Genomic DNA, 17,494 nt, shown 5'->3' with positions numbered 1-17,494 from the left:
GCAGCTCGCTGCTGTTTTTGGGCCTCCGCCTCGCTTCGCTCGTCGGCGCTACGTTTCGCAGCTCGCAGGTCTGCTCGGCCCTGCGGCAGCAAAGCTGCCTTGGTCTGGCCTAACGGCCACTGCTGCACATCGCTAGGCCTGCGGGCGCTTCGCGCCCTGTCCACTGCAAAATGGACCAAGCAGTTAAAGGTCTTCCTCAATACGTTTACTGAGCAATTGGTAGAGGGCCTGCAACTGCGGTTGATGCGCTGCCAAATAGGCTTGATGCTTTTGCATACTGCTTTGGTCGCCCCGAATAGCGGGCCCCGTCTGAAAAGCTTTGGCGGGTCCTTCTTCTAAGCGCTGCGCTGTTTGCAAAATAAGCGGAAAAAGAATTTCTGGGTCAATTTGGGCTTGCTCACAAATTGTCTGGCCCATGGCAAAAAGATAATTGCTAAAATTATTAACCATAACGGCAGCCAAATGCAGGGCGGGCCATTGCTCCTCCTCTAACAAATGATAGCGACAGGCTAAGGATTCGGCCAAAGACTTGAGCTCCTCCAATAAAGCAGGCGAAGAAGCCGCCAAACAGATGGGGATGCTGGCCAAATCGGGTTGATAACCTTCATGAAAGCTTTGCAAGGGATAAAAAATGCCGTATTGTTTGGCTGCGGCTAGCGCGCTCAATGGCGTAGCGCCAGAGCAATGTAAAATCAGTCGTTCTTGGCGGATACCTTCGGGCAATTGGGCCAATACTTCAGAAATAGCTCGATCGTGGACGGCTAAAAGGTAGTAGCCAGCTTCATTGCTCAATTGGTCCAATTGATAAACGGCTTGCCCCCCTAAGGCTTGAGCTGTGGCTTGGGCCTTTTCTGCAGTTCGGCTATAGCATTGGCCAATACTATGTCCTGCCCTAAAAAAAGCATGGCCGAGCGCTTGCCCGACCTTACCTGTACCTATAATATGTATTTGCATCTTGTATTAGCGCAATTTGGCCACCGAAAAACGGCGGTAGGTTGCCTCTCCAAGGATGACCACATAATATTCGCCAGCTTGGAATTGGCTAAAATCTAAATTTAGTTTTTGTTTTTTCCCTGCTTGAATGGGGGGAAAAAACTGTTGTTGCAAAGCTCCGTTTTGGTCTAGAATACTACAGACCAAAGACTCATTTTTGTCTTCTGTTTCTAAAGAAACTTTTAGGCCTTCTTGCAGTACTTTACTTTGCTCCGAAATATGTGGAATTTGCTCCAAATCTATTTTGGCCCAATTGATTCTGCGCTCTGCTCGTTCTTCTTTCACAACAGAGCGCAGCTCCTCCAGCTCCAATTTATGTTGTTGAGTTAAAGGAGAATTTATCGACTCATTTTGGCAAGAAAAGAGCAAACCGAACAAACAAAAAATAGTGTAGTAACGAAGCATAGTGAATGGTCTTTTGAGTTCCTAAAGATAAGTTATCTTAGGGAGCTAGACAAACCTTAGGGACGCAGTTGTACAAAATATTCGTTGCCTGAACGAGGCTTAATCGAATTGTAGCAATCTGTTATTTGGACTTCAGCAAAATGGGGGCTAAAAAGTTGTTGGTACTCGGCAAGGCTGCCGCCAAAAGGAGGTCCAGCTTCTGTTAGTGGAAATTTGAAGAGTAGACCAATAAGTTGGCCTGAAGGAGCCAATAGGCTAGCCATTTTTTGGGCGTATTGGGGGCGCAAACTTGGGGGAAGGGCACAGAAAAAAGTTTGCTCAATAATCAGATCGAACTTTGTTTCTTGCAGGGCAAAAAAATCGCCTTGATGGAAGTGATTAGCGGGTAATTCGCTTAATTTTTCTTGGAGTTGGTTCAAAGGTTTTTGGGCCCAATCGCAGAGGTGGATATTGCGAAAGCCTTTTTCGTAGAGATATTGAGCTTCATGGCCATGGCCACAGCCTGGAATAAGAATTTTGAGCTTTACATCTTGGAGTTGGTCGATATATGTAGCGATAGGGCGGGTACAGCGGCCTGCGTTCCAGCCCGTATTTTGGTCCAGATATCGTCCTTGCCAATAATTTGCGGAAAGTTCCTCTTTCATGCTGGTTTTATTTTGCGGTTTTGCAGGCGGCGAAGCCGCCGCAGGCTGAGGGATGGACAGCAGTGGCCCGAAGGGCCAGACCAAAGCGCTTTAGTGCTGCAGGGCCGAGCAATCAGCGAGCTGCGAAACAGCCCGACCCGACCGAAGGGAGGGGCAGCCCCAAATCATCTTTTTAACGATGGCCAAAAAGGGCAGAGCCGATACGGACGAGAGTGCTACCTTCTTGCAGGGCCAGTTGGTAATCGCCAGACATGCCCATAGAGAGCTCTTTAAAGTCGTCATTTTGGGCAAAAAATGCTGCTTTGAGTTCTTGGAAATAGTTGGCTAATTGGCCAAACTCGGCCAAAACCTGTTCTTGATTATCGGTAAAACTGGCCATTCCCATCAGGCCGACAATTTTGATATGTTGCATTTGGGCGTAGTCTTCGGACTGCAACAATGCTTTTGCTTCGGCCAAATCGAGGCCAAATTTACTATCTTCTTGAGCGATATGGAATTGGAGCAGACAGGAAATAATTCTGTTATTTTTTTTTGCCTCTTTGTTAATTTCCTTTAAAAGTCGGAGGCTATCAACGGCATGAATAAGGCTCACAAAAGGGGCGATATATTTCACTTTATTGCGCTGTAGATGGCCGATGAGATGCCATTGGATATCTTGGGGCAAAAGGGCTGCTTTATCTACTAATTCCTGCACTTTGTTCTCTCCAAAAATGCGTTGTCCTTGCTCATATAGGGCCTGAATAGCGGCCGCGGGTTTAGTTTTAGAAACGGCCACCAGTTGGGTGGGGCCATCTGCTAACTCTTCCTTAATATTTTTATAAAAATCTAAATTTAGCATAAAAACCTTTGCTTTTTTTTGCTGTTGTGGAATAGGAAACCGTATTTTCGATAGTAATACTATCATTTTAAGCCCTTCTAAATCACTTTATGGCTCAGATTAAGCCTTCTCTAACGCCCTTCAAGCGGCTCGGCAAGATGTTGTACCTTGACCGCAAAGATATTTATTTAGTCAGTTTTTACGCCTTTTTTGCGGGTCTTTTGGGCCTTGGCATTCCCTTGGGTATTCAAGCTATAATTAACTACATTGCGATTGGGGAGACGACGACCAGTTGGTACACCCTCTGTTTTATCATTACGGGGGCCAGTGTAGCGGTAGGGATTACGCGTTATATGCAAGTTTTGATTGCGGAGGGGATTCAGCAGCGGATATTTACTCGTTCGGCTTTTGAGTTTGCCTATCGGATTCCAAGATTTAAGATGGAAAGCATTCGGGAGGCTTATGCGCCGGAACTGGCCAACCGTTTTTTTGATACCTTATCGGTGCAAAAGGGGGTGCCCAAGCTCATCATTGATTTGCCCGCTTCTGTTTTGCAGATTTTATTTGGGCTTATTTTGTTGGCCACCTATCATCCTTTCTTTGTCTTTTTTGGTTTGACTTTACTTTTGGTTCTTTTTGCCATTTTGTATTTCACTTATCAAGAGGGTTTAGCGAGTAGTTTGCGAGAGTCTAAGTATAAGTACAAAGTTGCTTATTGGTTAGAGGAATTGGGGCGGACCATGGGCTCTTTTAAATTGGCAGGTCGCACGCAATATCCTTTAGAAAAAACGGATGAGTTGGTGGGCAGTTACCTCAAGCATCGGCAAAGTCACTTTGCGGTCTACCGGCAGCAGTTTATGAGCATGGTTGGTGTTCGGGGTGGGGCTACTTTGGCTCTTTTGTTATTGGGTGGTGGTTTAGTTATTTCGAATGAGATGAACATTGGGCAATTTGTCGCTGCAGAGATTATGATCATCATGGTGCTCAATGCCTTAGAAAAGATCATCTTGAGTATGGAAACTGTTTTTGACGTACTCACGGCTATTGAAAAGATTGCCCATGTAACCGATTTGCCATTGGAGGAGGAAAAGGGAATTGATTTTAAAGAAATTGTGGGCAACAAAGGCATTCATTTGCGGGTGCATAAAATGAGCTATCATCCAGAACCCTTAATGCCCCCTGTCCTCCGAGATATTTCTTTTGAATTGGGGGGGAGTGAGCACCTTTGTATCACTGGATTTGCCGATTCGGGCAAAACGACGCTTTTGCGGATTTTACTAGGGCTTTACCAAAACTTCAAGGGAACCATTGACTATAATCAAATGCCTATTCGCAACCTCAATTTGAGTAGTTTGCGCTCTTATATGGGCGATTACTTGCGGGAGGAGCACTTATTTTTTGGCAGCCTTAGAGAGAATATTACCATGGGGCGTAAAGATGTTACGGCCCAAGATGTTCTATCTACTTGTAGAGCGGTGGGCTTAGATCGCTTTTTACAGGAGCATCCTGAGGGATTAGATGCCGTTATTCCCTCAGATGGACAAGGGCTATCGCAATCTACAATCAAAAAGATTTTATTGGCCCGTTGTATTGTGGACCATCCGCGCTTTTTAGCTGCAGAAAACCTCTTGGTTGGTTTAGAGAGTAGAGAAAAGCGGATGTTGACAAATTTACTTACTGCGCCCAATGCACCTTGGACCTTAGTTGCTGTTAGTCGTTCGTCTGAACTAGCCGCTCGTTGTAAACGAGTCATTGTTTTGGATAAGGGAGAGATTATTTTTAACGGCTGTTATAATGAGCTAAAAAAACAGTCCTACTTCAATGAGCTATTTGATGGCTGCGAGGGTTAAATAAAAAGACCAAAGCTAAATTAGCTTTGGTCTTTTTTTATGCTTACCTCAATACTTCCGATTCAAATTGCCAGACTCGGCCCCCTCCCCCATTATTGGCCAAAATGCTCCGAATCAGTTGCATTTCTGGCCAAAGATCGTTCATCATTCCCTCCTTACGCGCCAAACGCTCATATTCGCCAATGATAGGCCGAAAAAAGCTGAATAATAACTCTGGATTTAGCCCCCTAGCCCCTTGCAAATTTTTAAGTACCTGAAAACGGCGATTCGGTTGATGCAATAAAAACTGATATAGCGGTAAAGAACGAGCAAAAGCCCCTGGAATTCGGGCCAAAAGCGTAAGAGCCGCATCGGCTAAGGATAAATCATCGGCCTCCGCCATCATCTGAATATAACGCTCTTGAGTGGCTACTTCTCGACCAAAATCTTGCAGGCCCAGCAACAAACGACTCGCTAAAACTTCATCTTTACTTCCCAAGGCATCAAAAAATCTAAAAATTTCTGCTTTTGTTGGAATCCTTCGGAACTTTTGCAAATTTTCGGCAGTTGTGGGCTTAATTTTCACGGTCTTCCTCCGCTTTAAGTCCAACATAATGGCCTTAAATTTAGGATTGGGACAGTAAAATAGCAGCAACTTTTCTAGAGCCTGCAAACGTTCTGACAACTCGTAATTGCCCCCCTCATAAATCAAAAATAAGGCTTCCTTTTCTTCCTTTGGCCAAAGCGCCTCCCACAAAGAAAGCCGCAAATCATATTTATGCCGCTCAAAAATTTCTAGGTTATCTTCTGCGCTCAAAGGACTCTGTTCTTGCAGAAAATCTAAATTTTTTTGATGTTTGGGGTCCATATCACTAGGCTGTTAAAAAAAACTTAATAAATTGCAGCTACTACATCTTGTAAAGGCGTATAATTTATAGATTATTTCCTAGTTTTCATGAACAAAAATGGGCACGCTCAAAAAAAAACAAGAATACAACAAAAATTAACCTAGGATTTAAATGGCTTAATAGACTTTTGTTTAATTTTGTAGCCGCTTTTTAAATGAACCCGAAGCTTGAAGTTAAGCTCAAGTCAAAATTATACCTCATATAAATGAATAAGGTTTTTCACCCTTTCCTTTTTTTGCTCTTTAGCATTCTCCTTTTTTCTTGCAACAATGAAGCTCCCAAAGCGGAAAACAACGAAGATCCCAAAGCTGTAAATGCTCAGGATTCTAGCCAAAAAGAAGAAGCAGCCAAGGCTGCCGAAAAAACACTTTTAGGCAAGTGGTTTGTTGTTGACATGAACAACGAAAAAGTAGAAAAAGGATCCCTAGTCATTGAATTCAATGTCGACGGAGAGGTATCGATGCTCAACAAAGATGGTAAGAGCAGCGCAACCTACGAATTTGTCAAAGAAGAAAACCTAATTAAGGTGACTAATAGTGATGGCGCTCCAGAAACTTGGCTCATTGACCAATGGGAAGAAAACAAGCTAAGCCTTATCACTAAATCTCTCGAAGGAGAAGAGAGTCCCGTTATTCTCGAGCGCTAGGCGCTCCCCTCTTTTAGACAATAATCACTTATTGTATATATTCAGACTATTCACATTTTTTGATCTATCAAACATTCCAACCATGAAATTTTTGAATCTATTGTTCGTAATGGTTTTCGCTTTTGCTATCACTTCTTGCGGCGGCGAAGCTCCTAAACAAGAAGCTCAACCTGAAAAAACTACCCAAGAAGGTGGTGAAGAAGCTAAACCTGAAGAGGCTGCTAAACCTGAAGCTGCTCCTGCTACTGAAGAAGTTACCGAAGAAGCTCCTGCTACTGAAGAAGCTCCTGCTGAAGGCGAAGCTAAAGAAGAAAGCCACGAAGGTCACGATCACTAGTCTATAGTAGATCTAAGATAAGAAAGGCGCTCAACTTTTGTTGGGTGCCTTTTTTTATGCTTTAAAATTTTGTATCCTTTTTTCAAGATGGGAGAAAGTTAGAATGCTCAGCATAAAGCGATACTGTTTTGTGCAGGGTTTTAACCTATCTAAAAAGGCTCTTTGGTCCCTCTCCGCAGCACTAGGCCAGCAGGCTCCATCTGTCGACCTCGCTTAAAAAGAGGGGATAAAGTAGAAACAAATTACAGAAAATACATAATCTACTATTTTACAGCACTTTATAAACCTGTCGATCCCCAAGGGTTTTCCGCTTATTAGAGGTCGACAGATTTTAGCGGATAAAAAAGAGCTAGAAAGGCCCATTTTTAGGGAATAAAAAGGCTATATTTATACGGCCTTTAATTGCACCTTTACGGAATTGAAACTGTCAATATTCTGCCGTGTCGCTTCGCTCCATTGTTCCTTTAATTGCACCTTTACGGAATTGAAACGATATAAAGAACCTGCCATCTTGAGCATAGAAGGTTACCTTTAATTGCACCTTTACGGAATTGAAACTTAGAGTAGGTTTTGAGCTTGAGTTTTCCAGTCGTCCCTTTAATTGCACCTTTACGGAATTGAAACGATCGTATTAGAATTAGTGAGCCTTTAATATGATTAAGTTTTTAGTTCTGGGCTTATTTTTTTATGTTCTTTTTGGTTTTCAGATTTGGGGCTGCCCCGCCCTGCGGGCGGGTCGGGCTGTATCGTGGCTCGCTATTCGCTTGGCCCTGCAGTTTTTTTCGCTTCGCTTCAAAAAACTTGGGTCTGGCCTTCGGCCACCACTGTCCATCCCTCAGCCGTTTTGGCCTTCGGCCAAATTGGGCCGTTTTATCGGTCCAATGCTTGATTCCGAATCAAGCGGTGTCCAATACTACAAGACAAGCAACGGCGCTCCAAACAATAACACTTATACAATTGGATTAGGGCCTGCGATTGCTGCGCATCTGCAGCCGCTCTCCCCCATTGGGCCCAATTTCTTAAAATTTGATTCTGCTCTGCAGGCAATTGGCCCAATAAATTGAGCAACAAATCAATTTCTTTGTCTTGTCCCTTAGCCTGTGCATACAAAAAGCGAAAAGGCAGCAAAAAGTTAATCAATAATAACTGTATGCTTTCTTTGCCCAAACTTTTTTGCTTGCGGAGCTGGCTTTTTTTCCCAAAGCGGTAATGACTAAGCCAATAAGTAGATTTTATTTTCACGCCAAACAACTTTTCTAAGGTTTTGACGGATTGGCTTTCCATAAATTTGGACCAAAGATCTTCTACTTGTAAAAGCTCCACCAAAAGCGCTAAGCGAAAACTAGGTAAGGCAGAGGGGCGCAGCCCACCAAAATTCCAAGCTAAGGGCAGATCTCCTCCCAGAAGCTCCTTCTCTTGCAAATAAGCGTATTCTTGGGCCAAAACACGGCTATATTCATCTTCTGTTTGGACCAAAAAGCCCGCTCGACCAAAAAACAAGGCTTCTAGCTGCTTGGGCTGCCCCAAGTACTTCCGCCAAAGCCGATAAGGCAAAGCCTGCCCCAATCGCTGAAAGCTTTCGGCATTTTGGCCCAAACCAAATTGCCCAATGAGCTGTTCATAAAAGCAGGCCATCCAATCGCCTCTCCAGTCTGCTAGGCGCTTGCCCAAAGCTGCAGCTTTTTGCTCCAAACGTTCAATGCTTAGGCGCTCTAACCAAATGGACCATTCCAGAGGATCTATTTTCGGGAGTTGTGGCCCACAGGCAATCGGCTGTTCTAGCTCGCCCAGTAAGCGCATGCCTTGCTCAAAAAGCGCGGGGGAAATTCGTCCCCGCAAAGCCAAAGCAGGCAAACGGCTGCCATCTGTCCGCCGAATAATTTGGTCCTCATCATAAACTAAGTGCAAAATGACGTTTTCATAATTGGGATCATTTTGGTGTCCATGTCGCAACCAATCAGAGGCTTTTTTATGGACCTCTACCTGCCCGGCCCAAAGCGTGCCCCCAATATAAATTCGGGCATCTGAAAAATCGGGCCCTGCGGCATGTTGGTTCCAATGGCCCGGATAAACTAATTGAATTTCTTGGCCCTCGGCAGTGCGCAAAAAACGCTTATCGTATAATTGAAAGCGCCAGATATAATGCAAAAAAGCTTCGGGAAAAGGATATTTACTCATAGCTAAATTTTTAAGTACAATTAAAGTTAGCTAAAAATAACGCTAGGCGCAACAAAATAATTATTTTGTTTACAATAATGTTTGATCAAACTTATGCGCTGGCGAACGAAGGCTGGGCAAAGCCCAGCCTGGCTGAGGGATGGACAGCAGTGGCGCGAAGCGCCAGACCGAAGCGCTGAAAGCGCTGAAGGGCCGAGCGAATAGCGAGCTGCGACACAGCCCGACCTGAGCGTAGCGAGGGGCAGCCCCAAATAAACATCCAGAGGATAAAATATCTCGTTTAAAAAGAAAAGAACTATGTGGAAACCATTATTTTCATTGGCTGTTAGTGTACTAATTTTATGTCAATACGCTTGTGGACCAGCCAACAGCCAAGCGGTGGTTGGCGCAAGCGACAAAACGGTAGAATCTATGGAAGGATTAGCAGTAGCGACTTTGGGCGCGGGTTGTTTTTGGTGTGTAGAAGCTATTTTTCAGGACCTAAAAGGGGTAGAAAAAGTAGTTTCGGGCTATGCTGGTGGGCAGGTTGAAAACCCGACTTATAAGGCAGTTTGTACGGGGGAAACGGGGCATGCCGAGGTGGTACAAATTACTTTTGACCCAGAGGTATTGGCTTTTGCGGACTTATTGGAAGTCTTTTTCTTTACGCATAATCCGACGACGCTCAATCGGCAGGGGAATGATGTGGGAACGCAATATCGCTCGGCCATTTTTTATCATTCGGAGGAGCAAAAGAAAGTTGCCGAAGCGGTAAAAGCGAAAATGGCCTCGGCCTTTGAGGACCCTATTGTTACGGAAATTGTGCCTTTTGATCGTTTTTATGCGGCAGAGGATTATCATCAGGATTATTATAATTTGAATGGGGATAAGAATCCTTATTGCTCGGCGGTGATCAGTCCGAAGGTGAATAAGTTTAGAAAAAACTACAAGGAGAAATTGAAAGAGGAGTTGAAGAAGTAGTTCAGCGAAGAAAAGAGGCCTATCGCCTCTTTTTTTTTGTACTTTTAGGGCAAAGCAGTGCCCATGTTACTATTAAAATCTTGGTTAGATCTCGTTCAGCAGCTATTGACCTCTCCTGTTCTTTTGATGGGATTGTTTGTGGCCTTGATCGTCTTACTCTTTTTGATCTCTCGTCTAAACAACTACTTAGAGGTGAGAGGGGTAGACCGTGCCATTGCGATTACGCGGGGGATTGTCGGCTCTTTCATTTGGTTTATTGTGGTGCCCACGGCTCTATTTATTTTTGTGAATGTGGTGGCCTTGATCTTTCAGGTGCCCTTAGTGAGTATTAGTTTTTTGGGCAACTGGATTGGCTTAACGGCCTCTTCTTATTGGTGGTTGCTTCGTTGTATGTTTAATAGTGCCGATTTAAATGGGGCGGACACTTCTTATAGCTTGCATTCTATTATTCGGATTTTGTGGATTTTGATTCCCTTTAGTTTAATTTGGTTTCGGACCAATAAGGGGCGGATACCGCGCTTAATTCTCATTCCGATTATCATTGTTGTTTTTGTGGTCACTCAGGGCAAAAAAGCTGATGAAACCTTTATTACCAAACAATTTGAGATGGAAACTTTGCGAGCGCTTCCCGTTATTGGTTTTGTCTTTGAGGAGCCAGAAGCGGGAACAGGACAAGGGAGTATGCACCCCACTACACGCAAAGTCATCTCGGTTGTTTTATTACTTTGTGTTTTAGGTGGTTTGGCTGCGGGTTTGGTAGCCGAGCAAAGAGTAATTGGGTTGATTGTCGTGGCGGTAGGAATTGGTGGATTTATGTTAATCATGCCCTCGGGCCAAAGTCAGGATATTTTAGCAGAGGGACTGACCGAAGAAGAAATCAAGGAGAGTCCTTTTCATCATGACATTGATAGTTTGGTCCACCGACTGGATAGTTTTTATGAGCTTGAAGGCATCAATTCTTTAGAGGTTTATCATATTACGATCAAGCTAGATGCGGCCTATCGGGCACAAAGAGAAAAGGAGCCCTTTCCGGACTCCCTTTGCATTCGATATAAAGACTTTTTCTATGATTGGTGCCGTTAGGCCCACGCCTTTATTGTTTTTTTAGCTGCATACGAATATCTCTTTCTTGAAAGAGAATTTTCAGCTTCAGTTCATTGTCTTTGGCTTCTAGCACATCGATTTTAAGTTCTCCGCCTCCAATAACCAATTGTTTATCTTCAATTTTGTAGGCTTGAGGATTATTGAGTCCAAACTGCTCAAAAAGGGCAAAATCGAGTTGTTCTTCAGCCAAAAACTTAAGTCGGGCGCCTGCCTGTTGCTTTGTAGAATCTTCTACAAAAAGTACATCTTCGCTATTGCCATCAATGCTTCCCGCTACGCAGAGCCATTCGCCAGTAAGTTTAGTTGTGGTTAAAGCTGCTGTTTCTTCTTTGGGGGCATCGCCTTGGCAAGCCATTAGGAGCAAGCTAAAACACAAAAGGTAAATTTGTTTCATAGGATCTAAATTGGGTGTATAATGATAGACCTATTTTGGGCCTATCTGCTCAATGATACAAAAAAAATTAGAGACTGCCTTTGCTTTGCATTTTAACTTTTCGGCCAGGCAAAGCCTCCCAGTTTTCACTTGCTAAACCGTTAGGCGTAATCATCCAAAGGAGCGGAACTCGGCAGCGGAGTTCGGGACTAGGTGCAAAACCATCCGTAAAATAAATTAAGGCATCTGGGCGATATTCTTCATTGGCCCATTTGATGGGAGCGTCAAAACGAGTGCCGCCACGGCCATGTATAAGCTCTGGAGTTTTGCCTTTATAGGGGTAGCTCCGCTGAATATCAACATCACATTCTACTACCATAATTTCGGCCCCTTGTTTCCAAATATGATAGAGCTCACTAAAAAATAGTTGTAGCTCTTCCTGATTTACAGAGCCCGAACTATCTAAGGCTACGCCAATTTTTTGTTTGCGTTGGATTTTAATTCCAGGGCTAGTCCCATAACGCTTTGAAGGCTTTTTGATCGTATTTCTGATGCGGGTTCGGCTACTACTGGCCGCAAAGAGCCGCAAGGTTCTCCGCCAATTGATTGCAGGTTGCAAACTCTTCATCAATTGGTCCAAATACTCCTGCAATTGGGCTGGCAAATTTGTATAATTTCTCGTCTTTAAGCGCTCTAAGCTATTTTGAATCGCATCATTGACAAAAGCCTCAATAATTTTTTGCTCTGAAGGGCTCTGTTGCTGAATATCATCCCAAAAAGCGTGTTGCTCCAAATGAGGATGCTCTTCTTCTAACAACGCTTGTAGCTTCTGTTGGGCCGAATTAAATTCATCATTTTCATTTTCTCCGCCGCCCCCATTCATCATCTCTTCTAGCTCGTCAGATAGCCGTTTGTAATAGTAATCTAAACTTTGACCACGCTCTAGAGAAAAATCTGGGAAGTCTTCTAAGCGTATAGCTTCTTCTTCCAATTGGTCCGAATCTATGTATTGATTGACGGCCAAATCAGCAGCAATACCATATAACTGCTTGTTGCCAAAGTCCTTGGCCCGCAAAATATGCTTAAATACAATATGCAGAATCTGATGCTTGATTGCCCCATAACGCAAGGCCGAAGTCTGCTTGGGCGTCGCCCCTTTTAACTGCTCTTCCCAATAGGTTGGATGAACCAAAAGCTTGAGCATCTGATTGCCCCCCAAACGCAAAGCCATGCTCTGGGTGTCTTCGCTCACATCTCTAAGCAAAGAAGAAAAAAAATGGCCATAAAAGGCCTCTTTTAACATAAGTTGAATGCTCGTTTTAGCGAGCTCATCAAGTATTTTTTGGGACATAATTAGGCGCGTTCACAGTAGTCAAAATACAAAAAGCGATCTAGCAATAGATTACCCCGATAAGGTAACAAACTAGGCGTTTTGTAATAACATTCTATGATAATATAGGAATATTTGGCCTTAGTGATGAAGTTAAACTGATATGTTTTCCACTCATAATGCGTAATTGGCTCCGAAACGGCCAAAAGCTGCATGGGCTCTTCTGCATTTTGAGCCCCCCACAAACGAAAACAAGCCGCTCCCGTATAGCCCGCATAAGCCTGCGAACGAGAAAGATCTAACTCGAATTTATAACATTTATCCTTCTTTAAGGCCTTGGGCAACTTGGCCGCTACCGACTCAAAAGTGCCGTCTTCTCGACAAATAAGCCCCATGAAAGTATTCCCATCCGTTGGCCGCTGATAAACGCCCCAAGGACCAGGCAAAATATCTGGAGTAGAATTATAACTGCTGCTTTCCCAACCCTCCGGATTGAGCGCATCTCTGGGCGCCCCCTCAAACGAACCATTGGGTAACCAAAATTTTGGCCCATCTTGCCCCCATAATAGGTTGGTCGAAAAAAATAACGCAATGGATATCAATATCTTTGTGGACATAAGCAAACCTCATCTTCGCTTTGTTTTGGTCCAACTAGCCCATCAAGAGCTTGGCGGCTATAGCCAGCCCCCCCACTACAAAGCAATAAATAGAAAAATAGAGCAACTTCCCTTTTTTAACCAAATTGAGCATCCAGCTACAAGCAAAAACACCCACGATTAAAGCCGCAAAAAAGCCCGCCAATAAGGGCAAACTCTCCGCAGAATTCAACTCCAAATCTCCACTAAGCAAATCTTTAGCCAGCTTACCCAAAATCAAGGGAATGACCATGAGGAAGGAAAAACGAGCCGCTTCTTCTTTATCAATTTTGAGCAATACAGAAGTCGAAATCGTAGAACCCGAACGCGATACCCCAGGCAATAGCGCCACCGCCTGCGATAAACCAATCAAAAAGGCATCCCAATAACTCACTTTTTTATTGGTCATTTTTGCCCGATCAGCCAAAAAGAGTAAAGCTCCCGTTAGCCAAAGCATGAAACCCACCAAAATAATCTGCCCCTCAAAAAGTTGCTCGATTTGCTCATCAAATAACAACCCGATTAAAGCCGCTGGCAGCATAGAAATAACCACTTTGAGCGAAAACCGCAGCTCCTCATTCCAAGCAAACTGAAACAACCCCTTGAGTACTCTCGCCACTTCTTTCCAAAGCACAATCAAAGTACTAATGACGGTGGCCACATGCAATACTACCGACAAGGTTAGGCTATCTTTAGGTGTATACCCCAAAAAATATTTGGCCAATTCAATATGGCCGCTACTACTCACGGGTAGGTATTCTGTCAATCCCTGAACAATCCCTAAAATGATATTGTAAATGTAGTTTTCCATGACTTTTTTTGCCGCTTTGTCTGCTGCGGATCTGTTTTTATATTTGTTTTGGGGCTGCCCCTCCCTTTGGTCGGGTCGGGCTGTGTCGCAGCTCGCTGTTCGCTCGGCCCTGCGCAAAAAAAGCTTCGCTTTTTTGCTGGGTCTGCGGCTGCGCCGCCCTGCTTTCCATCCCTCAGCCGAGGGCCCTTCGGGCCTCTAGGAGCAGAAAATGCCCAAGCGCCCCGAAGGGATTCCTTAAGGAATCCCGTAGAGGGGTGGGTGGGCGGGAACTATCTACGCATGAGGAGCGCAGCGACGAATACCGCTTAAAGGGAAAAGCCCTGCCGCCGAAGAAAAGGGCCAAAAGAGAAAAGACAGTTGAGCGGCCCAGCGCTGCGAAGGGGTGGCCGAAGGCCAGACCGAAGCCGCCATAGGCGGCTGAAGGGCCGAACAGACCTGTGAGCCCCGCAGCATAGCGGCGGCCGAGCTAGGCAAAGCCTAGCCGGCCGCGGGCCCCAAATTCTTAAACTCAAAAAAAATGAACGAAAATTAAATCGTTTCAGGCGCTTCTTCTTGAGGCTGATTTTTTTCTTGATAAGCGCTTTCTGCTTCCTTATCTTCTGGCGTTTGGAAAAAGAGGGCATAAGCAAATACGCCTAGGCCTAAAAGGACCACAAAAGGGGCCAAGGTAATCCGACGGAAGCTATAAATTTCTTCAGGTTTCCAAACATTGGGGTCTTCCATTCCTCCCCCAGACATTAGGAAAAAGCCGATGATGACCAACAAAACGGCCGCGCCCATAATTACATAATGCTTTTTGCCGTATAGCAGCTCGGGCTGCTCTTTTCTAGTTCTTCTACTCATGCTATTATTTTTGTTCTTGACTCCAATACGAAAGTGGTTGGGCCAAATATTTTTTTAAGCTATACCAATTGCTTAGCCAAGAAATGCTCAGCCCAAAGACCAAAAGCAAGCAGCTATTGGTCAACAAGGCGCTAAAACTGAGGTAGGGCCAAAATCCCAAGGCCCAAATGCTCAATAAGAGGGCAAGGCTGGCCAAGGCCCCGCAATATAAGCCATTATAAATACTTTTTTGCAAAAAAGGACGGCGCAAAAAGTCGGGATTGGCTCCAACAATTTGCAGCAATTCAATTTGTTCTCTATTGCTGAGCAACTGCAAACGCAGATGATGTCGCAAAAGCGTTAGGGCCAGCAAAATGAAAAAAAGAACAAAAATGCCACTCAGCCAACTCAAGCGGCTCAGCCAGTCATCTCCGCCCAACAAAGGCGTTTGAGCGTAGCTCACCTCTACCACAAAGTCTTCTTTTTCCAAGGCTTCTAGCTGTTGGGCATATTGGCCCAAAGCTTCGCTCTTCATTTGAAAGCTGATGGCATTGGGCAAAAGGTTTTCGCCAAGGACCAAAATATCTTCCTCTTTGAGGTTGCCATCGGCCAACATCTCTTCTAAGGCTTCTTCTTTAGAAATATATTGTAGACTCCCTTCTTTGAGGTAATCTTGACTGGCTAGCTCCTTTTGGAAGCGGAAAACCTCAGCTTCATTAGCTCCATCGGCCAACTCTATATAAAAGGGAATGCTTTCACGCAGTTGTTTGAGACTCGATTGGCCATAGGTAGATAGCAAAAGCAGCCCCCCCAACAAATAGAGTAGCAGACTAAGGGCCAAAAAGGCGTAGCTATTGTGGCGGCCCTTTTGGGGATATAAACTTTGTTCTTTTTTGGCGGCAGCTAAAGGCATTTCTTCTAATCGTTTTTCAACAAGTTTTGGCCCTGCATGAGCTCGGGAACGGGCAAGTTCATTGCCTGTAAAATAGTGGGGGCAATATCGGCCAAGCTTCCATCTTTGATTTGGTAGTTATCGACATCCTTGGCCACAAAAATACAGGGGACAGGATTAGTGGTATGGGCCGTATGTGGGCTGCCGTCATCGTTAATCATGTAATCAGAATTCCCATGATCAGCCAGAATAATCATCCCGTAATTTTGTTGGATGAGCTGGTGCACCAACTTTTGTAGACATTCATCTACGGCTTCGGCGGCTTTAATAGCGGCGTCAAAAACGCCAGTATGGCCTACCATATCAGCATTGGCATAATTGAGACAAAGGAAATCGGGTTCTTGGTCTTTTAGCTCCTCAATAATGCGATGCGTGAGTGGATAAGCACTCATTTCTGGCTGCAAATCGTAGGTAGCCACTTTAGGCGAAGGGATAATAATCCGTCTTTCTTTGGGATAGGGTTCTTCTCGCCCCCCATTAAAAAAGAAAGTGACATGCGGATACTTTTCGGTTTCGGCAATGCGGATTTGGCTTTTGCCAGCTTGGGCTAGGCATTCGCCTAAGGTTTGACTAAGATCTTGCTTTTCATAAATGACTTGAGTATGCTGAAAACTTTCGTCATAGCGTGTCATGGTATACAGACTAATATCTAGGGGCTGCATTCCTTCATTTGGAAAGGCCTCTTCTACCAAGGCGCGGCAAATTTGGCGGGGGCGGTCGGTGCGGAAATTATAGAAAATAACTACATCTCCCTCTTCAATTTGGGCTAAGGGTTGGCCTTGTTCATCTTGCATATAATAAGCTTCGACAAACTCATCGCTTTGGCCAGCGGCATAACTCTTTTCAATGGCTTCTTGAGCGGAACGGACTCCCTGACCTTGGCCTTGGGTCCAGAGGGCATAAGCCTTTTTGGTCCGTTCCCAGCGCTGATCTCGATCCATAGCATAATAGCGGCCAATAACAGAAGCAATTTGGCTAGGGTGTTGGGCAATGCTCTCTTCTAAATCTTGGATATATTGTTTGCCACCATCGGGAGCGGTATCTCGGCCATCGGTAATCGCGTGAATATAGACCTTTTCGAGTCCTTCTTCCTTGGCCATTTGGGAGAGCGCTTTGAGGTGATCGATATGCGCATGCACGCCACCATCCGAAAGGAGGCCCACTAAATGCAATTTAGAGGCTTTGCTAGCTTGCATGGCAGCTTTGAGTTGTTTTTGCTCAAAGAAATGGCCATCTACAATTTCTTTATTGATTCTTGTGAGTTCTTGATAAACCACACGGCCTGCGCCCAAGTGAATATGTCCCACTTCTGAATTGCCCATTTGGCCTTCGGGCAAGCCAACAGCCTGGCCAAAAGTAGTCAATTGGCTATTGGGATAATTGCGCAACAAGCTATTAATGAAAGGCGTATTCGCTTGGGCCAAGGCGCTGCGTTGCGGGTCTGGACCTAAGCCCCAACCGTCTAAAATAACTAAGGCAAAACGTTGAAAAGTAGACATAAAACGAAATTAAGTAATGAGGAGGCTTAAAGATAATAAAGAAGTTCTTGAACTCATTTAACTGGCCCTATCTTTTGCGTTTAGCAGGGCCGAAGGCCCGCATAGGAGCGAAGCGACTGGCCTAGGGATGGAAAGCAGTGCGGCGCAGCCGCAGACCCAGCAAAAAAGCGAAGCTTGTTTTTGCGCAGGGCCGAGCGAATAGCGAGCTGCCGAACGACAACAAGAACTTTAGTTCGCAGTTCGACGACCAA

At 44.7% G+C, this 17,494-nt stretch carries 19 protein-coding genes; 5 read left to right on the top strand and 14 right to left on the bottom strand.

The window, feature by feature from the left end; genetic code table 11:
* Window positions 1–183: 183 nt before the first annotated feature.
* The 4 genes from PPO43_RS12750 to PPO43_RS12735 form a co-directional block, all read right to left on the bottom strand.
* On the bottom strand, window positions 184–954 hold the full coding sequence (locus tag PPO43_RS12750; RefSeq protein ID WP_272618365.1) for a Rossmann-like and DUF2520 domain-containing protein: 771 nt from the start codon (window positions 952–954) through the stop codon (window positions 184–186).
* A gap of 6 nt (window positions 955–960) precedes the next feature.
* The gene (locus PPO43_RS12745; protein WP_272618363.1) at window positions 961–1,398 is read right to left on the bottom strand and encodes a hypothetical protein; all 438 of its coding nucleotides are present in this window, start codon (window positions 1,396–1,398) and stop codon (window positions 961–963) included.
* A gap of 56 nt (window positions 1,399–1,454) precedes the next feature.
* On the bottom strand, window positions 1,455–2,042 hold the full coding sequence (locus tag PPO43_RS12740) for a methyltransferase domain-containing protein (RefSeq protein ID WP_272618361.1): 588 nt from the start codon (window positions 2,040–2,042) through the stop codon (window positions 1,455–1,457).
* Window positions 2,043–2,214: 172 nt separating this feature from the next.
* Window positions 2,215–2,880 carry a YggS family pyridoxal phosphate-dependent enzyme gene (locus PPO43_RS12735; protein ID WP_272618359.1) on the bottom strand — a complete coding sequence of 222 codons (666 nt, stop codon included), beginning with the start codon at window positions 2,878–2,880 and terminating at the stop codon, window positions 2,215–2,217.
* A gap of 89 nt (window positions 2,881–2,969) precedes the next feature.
* On the opposite strand from PPO43_RS12735, the gene PPO43_RS12730 reads away from it, so the two are divergent.
* Entirely contained in the window at window positions 2,970–4,709 is a 1,740-nt protein-coding gene (locus PPO43_RS12730) for a peptidase domain-containing ABC transporter (RefSeq protein WP_272618357.1), read from the top strand.
* Window positions 4,710–4,752: 43 nt separating this feature from the next.
* Here PPO43_RS12730 and PPO43_RS12725 read toward each other — a convergent pair whose 3' ends face one another.
* Window positions 4,753–5,556 (bottom strand): hypothetical protein, encoded by an 804-nt coding sequence (locus PPO43_RS12725; protein WP_272618355.1) that lies wholly within the window; start codon window positions 5,554–5,556, stop codon window positions 4,753–4,755.
* Window positions 5,557–5,801: 245 nt separating this feature from the next.
* Here PPO43_RS12725 and PPO43_RS12720 point away from each other — a divergent pair, with 245 nt between their 5' ends.
* Window positions 5,802–6,242, top strand: a complete 441-nt coding sequence (locus PPO43_RS12720; protein WP_272618352.1) for a hypothetical protein — start codon at window positions 5,802–5,804, stop codon at window positions 6,240–6,242.
* Between the two features lie 82 nt (window positions 6,243–6,324).
* Complete coding sequence (locus PPO43_RS12715; RefSeq protein WP_272618350.1) at window positions 6,325–6,579, top strand: hypothetical protein; 255 nt, start codon at window positions 6,325–6,327, stop codon at window positions 6,577–6,579.
* 387 nt (window positions 6,580–6,966) lie between these two features.
* Here PPO43_RS12715 and PPO43_RS16250 read toward each other — a convergent pair whose 3' ends face one another.
* Window positions 6,967–7,098, bottom strand: coding sequence for a hypothetical protein (locus tag PPO43_RS16250; RefSeq protein WP_442985425.1), 132 nt, complete (start codon window positions 7,096–7,098; stop codon window positions 6,967–6,969).
* A 351-nt stretch (window positions 7,099–7,449) separates the two neighbouring features.
* Window positions 7,450–8,757 carry a DUF2851 family protein gene (locus PPO43_RS12710; protein ID WP_272618348.1) on the bottom strand — a complete coding sequence of 436 codons (1,308 nt, stop codon included), beginning with the start codon at window positions 8,755–8,757 and terminating at the stop codon, window positions 7,450–7,452.
* A gap of 297 nt (window positions 8,758–9,054) precedes the next feature.
* Here PPO43_RS12710 and msrA point away from each other — a divergent pair, with 297 nt between their 5' ends.
* On the top strand, window positions 9,055–9,717 hold the full coding sequence (gene msrA, locus PPO43_RS12705; RefSeq protein ID WP_272618346.1) for a peptide-methionine (S)-S-oxide reductase MsrA: 663 nt from the start codon (window positions 9,055–9,057) through the stop codon (window positions 9,715–9,717).
* A gap of 63 nt (window positions 9,718–9,780) precedes the next feature.
* Window positions 9,781–10,800 (top strand): hypothetical protein, encoded by a 1,020-nt coding sequence (locus PPO43_RS12700; protein ID WP_272618344.1) that lies wholly within the window; start codon window positions 9,781–9,783, stop codon window positions 10,798–10,800.
* A 10-nt stretch (window positions 10,801–10,810) separates the two neighbouring features.
* Here PPO43_RS12700 and PPO43_RS12695 read toward each other — a convergent pair whose 3' ends face one another.
* The 7 genes from PPO43_RS12695 to gpmI form a co-directional block, all read right to left on the bottom strand.
* A complete protein-coding gene (locus tag PPO43_RS12695; RefSeq protein ID WP_272618342.1) occupies window positions 10,811–11,215 on the bottom strand; it encodes a hypothetical protein in 405 nt (134 codons plus the stop codon).
* A 67-nt stretch (window positions 11,216–11,282) separates the two neighbouring features.
* Window positions 11,283–12,545 carry a vWA domain-containing protein gene (locus tag PPO43_RS12690; RefSeq protein WP_272618341.1) on the bottom strand — a complete coding sequence of 421 codons (1,263 nt, stop codon included), beginning with the start codon at window positions 12,543–12,545 and terminating at the stop codon, window positions 11,283–11,285.
* A gap of 2 nt (window positions 12,546–12,547) precedes the next feature.
* Window positions 12,548–13,141, bottom strand: a complete 594-nt coding sequence (locus PPO43_RS12685; RefSeq protein ID WP_272618340.1) for a hypothetical protein — start codon at window positions 13,139–13,141, stop codon at window positions 12,548–12,550.
* A 34-nt stretch (window positions 13,142–13,175) separates the two neighbouring features.
* Entirely contained in the window at window positions 13,176–13,970 is a 795-nt protein-coding gene (locus PPO43_RS12680; RefSeq protein ID WP_272618339.1) for an undecaprenyl-diphosphate phosphatase, read from the bottom strand.
* A gap of 528 nt (window positions 13,971–14,498) precedes the next feature.
* A complete protein-coding gene (locus PPO43_RS12675) occupies window positions 14,499–14,813 on the bottom strand; it encodes a DUF3098 domain-containing protein (RefSeq protein WP_272618337.1) in 315 nt (104 codons plus the stop codon).
* Window positions 14,814–14,817: 4 nt separating this feature from the next.
* The gene (locus tag PPO43_RS12670) at window positions 14,818–15,705 is read right to left on the bottom strand and encodes a cell division protein FtsX (RefSeq protein WP_272618335.1); all 888 of its coding nucleotides are present in this window, start codon (window positions 15,703–15,705) and stop codon (window positions 14,818–14,820) included.
* Window positions 15,706–15,710: 5 nt separating this feature from the next.
* Complete coding sequence (gene gpmI, locus PPO43_RS12665; protein ID WP_272618333.1) at window positions 15,711–17,243, bottom strand: 2,3-bisphosphoglycerate-independent phosphoglycerate mutase; 1,533 nt, start codon at window positions 17,241–17,243, stop codon at window positions 15,711–15,713.
* Window positions 17,244–17,494: the final 251 nt, after the last annotated feature.

This window comes from Saprospira sp. CCB-QB6 (genome assembly GCF_028464065.1).
Taxonomy (GTDB): Bacteria; Bacteroidota; Bacteroidia; order Chitinophagales; family Saprospiraceae; genus Saprospira.
The sequence above is the reverse complement of the archived record's forward strand: the minus strand, read 5'-3'. Positions and strand labels throughout refer to the sequence as shown.

Coding starts and splice junctions, on each gene's coding strand:
- PPO43_RS12750 (WP_272618365.1), bottom strand. CDS start 954: ATGCAAATACATATTATAGGTACAGGTAAGGTCGGGCAAGCGCTCGGC.
- PPO43_RS12745 (WP_272618363.1), bottom strand. CDS start 1,398: ATGCTTCGTTACTACACTATTTTTTGTTTGTTCGGTTTGCTCTTTTCT.
- PPO43_RS12740 (WP_272618361.1), bottom strand. CDS start 2,042: ATGAAAGAGGAACTTTCCGCAAATTATTGGCAAGGACGATATCTGGAC.
- PPO43_RS12735 (WP_272618359.1), bottom strand. CDS start 2,880: ATGCTAAATTTAGATTTTTATAAAAATATTAAGGAAGAGTTAGCAGAT.
- PPO43_RS12730 (WP_272618357.1), top strand. CDS start 2,970: ATGGCTCAGATTAAGCCTTCTCTAACGCCCTTCAAGCGGCTCGGCAAG.
- PPO43_RS12725 (WP_272618355.1), bottom strand. CDS start 5,556: ATGGACCCCAAACATCAAAAAAATTTAGATTTTCTGCAAGAACAGAGT.
- PPO43_RS12720 (WP_272618352.1), top strand. CDS start 5,802: ATGAATAAGGTTTTTCACCCTTTCCTTTTTTTGCTCTTTAGCATTCTC.
- PPO43_RS12715 (WP_272618350.1), top strand. CDS start 6,325: ATGAAATTTTTGAATCTATTGTTCGTAATGGTTTTCGCTTTTGCTATC.
- PPO43_RS16250 (WP_442985425.1), bottom strand. CDS start 7,098: ATGCTCAAGATGGCAGGTTCTTTATATCGTTTCAATTCCGTAAAGGTG.
- PPO43_RS12710 (WP_272618348.1), bottom strand. CDS start 8,757: ATGAGTAAATATCCTTTTCCCGAAGCTTTTTTGCATTATATCTGGCGC.
- msrA (WP_272618346.1), top strand. CDS start 9,055: ATGTGGAAACCATTATTTTCATTGGCTGTTAGTGTACTAATTTTATGT.
- PPO43_RS12700 (WP_272618344.1), top strand. CDS start 9,781: ATGTTACTATTAAAATCTTGGTTAGATCTCGTTCAGCAGCTATTGACC.
- PPO43_RS12695 (WP_272618342.1), bottom strand. CDS start 11,215: ATGAAACAAATTTACCTTTTGTGTTTTAGCTTGCTCCTAATGGCTTGC.
- PPO43_RS12690 (WP_272618341.1), bottom strand. CDS start 12,545: ATGTCCCAAAAAATACTTGATGAGCTCGCTAAAACGAGCATTCAACTT.
- PPO43_RS12685 (WP_272618340.1), bottom strand. CDS start 13,141: ATGTCCACAAAGATATTGATATCCATTGCGTTATTTTTTTCGACCAAC.
- PPO43_RS12680 (WP_272618339.1), bottom strand. CDS start 13,970: ATGGAAAACTACATTTACAATATCATTTTAGGGATTGTTCAGGGATTG.
- PPO43_RS12675 (WP_272618337.1), bottom strand. CDS start 14,813: ATGAGTAGAAGAACTAGAAAAGAGCAGCCCGAGCTGCTATACGGCAAA.
- PPO43_RS12670 (WP_272618335.1), bottom strand. CDS start 15,705: ATGCCTTTAGCTGCCGCCAAAAAAGAACAAAGTTTATATCCCCAAAAG.
- gpmI (WP_272618333.1), bottom strand. CDS start 17,243: ATGTCTACTTTTCAACGTTTTGCCTTAGTTATTTTAGACGGTTGGGGC.